Origin of the sequence: Protofrankia sp. CiP1_Cm_nod1 (assembly GCF_920888515.1) — a bacterium.
Classification (GTDB): domain Bacteria; phylum Actinomycetota; class Actinomycetes; order Frankiales; family Frankiaceae; genus Protofrankia.
The window spans coordinates 1-2,671 of record NZ_CAKKTM010000008.1; the positions used below are offsets into that span (position 1 = coordinate 1).

3 protein-coding genes and 1 pseudogene are annotated in these 2,671 nt (G+C 73.8%); all 4 read left to right on the plus strand.

The genetic code is table 11. The features are described 5' to 3' along the window. A pseudogene (locus NBX02_RS00650) lies at window positions 1-226 on the plus strand (transcriptional regulator); the annotation flags it as partial. Next, entirely contained in the window at window positions 223-606 is a 384-nt protein-coding gene (locus NBX02_RS00655) for a hypothetical protein (RefSeq protein WP_250289536.1), read from the plus strand. The pseudogene NBX02_RS00650 and the gene NBX02_RS00655, both read left to right, overlap by 4 nt. Further along, a complete protein-coding gene (locus NBX02_RS00660; protein WP_250289538.1) occupies window positions 603-842 on the plus strand; it encodes a hypothetical protein in 240 nt (79 codons plus the stop codon). The genes NBX02_RS00655 and NBX02_RS00660 overlap by 4 nt, the downstream gene beginning before the upstream one ends. Further along, window positions 839-2,671 (plus strand): cell division protein FtsK (locus NBX02_RS00665; protein WP_250289541.1); only part of this gene is annotated, 1,833 nt, incomplete at its 3' end. The genes NBX02_RS00660 and NBX02_RS00665, both read left to right, overlap by 4 nt.

The window sequence follows — 2,671 nt, forward strand, 5'->3', positions numbered from 1 at the left end:
GGCCGGGCCAGCGGTGGCCGATCCCGGGCCGCCGGTCGGGCCGGCGGGCCACGCCGGCGGGTCGACCCGGCATCGGGTGGCCGCACTGGTGGCCCGCGTCCCGGCCGATGATCCCCGGTCGGACCGGCAGCTGGCCGCCGAGTGGGCACCGCTGGTCGGTGTCACGGTGTCGACGGTTCGTAACCATCTGTCCGCGCTACGGCGGGCGGAGGTGACCGTGCGATGAGCCTCTTCGGTCTCTCCGCGGCCGACCGGTGGGAATGCGCCGTGCACGAGGCCGGCCACGGGGCGGTCGCCCGCCACTACGGCGCGACGGTCCGGCTCCACCTCGGCCGCACCAGCGGCAGCTACCAGCTATCCCAGTACGACCACGTCTCCACTGCGGATCTGGCCGTGATCCGGCTGGCCGGGCCGGCGGCGGCCCGGCTGCTGACCGGCCGGGACAGCGGTGGCCGACAGGACCGCGCGCAGGCCCGCGTCGAGCTCCGCGGCACCGGCCGGACAGTACGGCAGGCCCAGCGGGAGGCCGACCGGCTCGTGCGCCGGTACCGCTCCGGGATCGAAGCGGACGCGCGGCGCCTGTGCGGGCAGGGGGCCGCGCGATGAAACCCGATATCCGCGCCGAGCTGCGCCTGCTGCCCCTGTGGGCGGCCGCCGCCGTGGTCCTGGTGGCCGTCGTCGTCCTGCTCCTGCGGATCACCGGTCTGATCGTGGTGGCGATCGTGGACGCGGCCGAACGCGTCGATGTGGCGGTGTCCACGACGCTCGGGATCTCCCCGCTGGGCGCCTCGACGCTCCTGCTCCCCGCCGACTGGACGCCGGGCGGGGGGTGGGAACGGTGACCGCGCCGGTGCGCCTGCGCAAGGCGACCCCCGACGTGGGTGACGTTGTCCCGCTCCCGCCATGGACTCCGGCGGTACCGGCGGCCGGTGGGGATGACAGGGTCATCGCGGTCACGGCCGCCGACATCGAGCCGCCGGTCGTCGCGACCGGCCATGTCGTGCCCGCGGCGGAGGACACCGCCGGTGAGGCGCTGGCCCTGGCCGCCGGCCGGCGGCTGGCCCGGGGCGTGTTCCAGGTCGGCCGGGGACACGGCGTGTGGGCGCAGCGGGCCATCGACGCGGCCACCCACGCCGCGATCCGGGAGCAGATCCGCCGCGCCCGGGCCGCCGGGGACAGCGAGGCCCTGGCCGGCTGGCTGGAGCACCTACGGCAGGCCAAGGCCGACCGGCGGCAGCGGCTACTGACCCTGCCCGCCGCGCTGCGCTCCGCCGTCATCGCGGTGGTGGTCCTGGTGGCGTTCCTCGCCGGGCTGCTGCTCCTGGCCGGCATGGTCGTCGCGGTGACCCGGCCGCTGGGCATGACCTGGGACGGGTACTGGTCGGCCCTGGCCGGCCTCGGCGACATCGCGGCGGCCCTGATCGCGGTAGCCGTGCGGGTGGTGCTCTGGGGGGCCGGGCCGGCGTGGCTGATCACCGCCTACCGGGCCGGCGGCGGCGAGTCGATACCCGGGTGGCTGGCCACCTCGTCGGACACGGACATCGACCTGGCCATCGACGAGTCCACGATCGCGCAGGCGCTGGCGGCGCTACGTATCCCGCAGATCCGCGACCACCTCAAGACCGCGCCACTCCAATATCTGACCACGGCCCGCCGGGACGGCCGGGGCACCCACGCGGTGATCCGGCTGCCCAGCGGGGTGACCGCCGAACGGATCTCCGCGCGCCGCGCCGATCTCGCCTCCGGCCTGCACCGGCTGGCCAAAGAGGTCTGGCCGACCACCGGCAGCGAGGCCGGGGTCCTCGACCTGTGGGTGGCCGACAAAGGCGCCCTGACGGAAGGCGCCGGGCCGTACCCGCTGGCAACCGACGGCGTCGACGTCTTCAAGGGTGTGCCGTTCGGTCGGACGCTGCGCGGTACCCCCCTCACCGCGCCGATCATGGAACGGAACACGATCACCGGTGGGATGCCCGGCCAGGGGAAGTCCTCCGCCGCCCGGACCATCATGACCGGGGTCGCCCTCGACCCGACCGCCGAGCTACGGATCTGGGTACCCGACGCGAACTTCGACTTCGAGGCGTTCCGGCCGCGATGCGCCCGCTACGTCATGGGCGCGGAGCCCGAGAAGATCGAGCAGATCTTGCACGACCTGCGGGAGCTGCACGCCGAGGTCCAGGCCCGCGGACAGCTCCTGGTCACCTACGAGATCCCGGCGGTGACCCGCGAACTCGCCAGCAAGGGCGTGGGCCTGCACCCGCTGGTGTGCCTCCTGGAGGAAGCCCACGTCGCCATCCAGCACAAGAAGTACGGGGAAGAGATCGGGCAGCTCCTCGTCGACATCGTCCGCCTCGGCCGCAAACGCGGGATCCACCTGATCGTGTCGACACAGGCACCGACGAAGGACAGCATGCCGCGCGACGTCACCCGCAACTGCTCGAACGGGATCGCCTACGCGGTCGGGGACCACGTCGCCAACGACGCCCTGCTCGGCCAGGGCGCCTACCGGGCCGGACACCGGGCCACCGAACTCATCCCCGGCACCGACAAGGGCACCGCCATCGTCAAGGGCTTCACCGGAGAACGCTCCGAGATCGCCCAGACCTACTTCATCGACGTCGCCCAGGTCCCCGGCATCATCCGCCGGTCACTGGAAGCCATCGAGAGGGCCAGG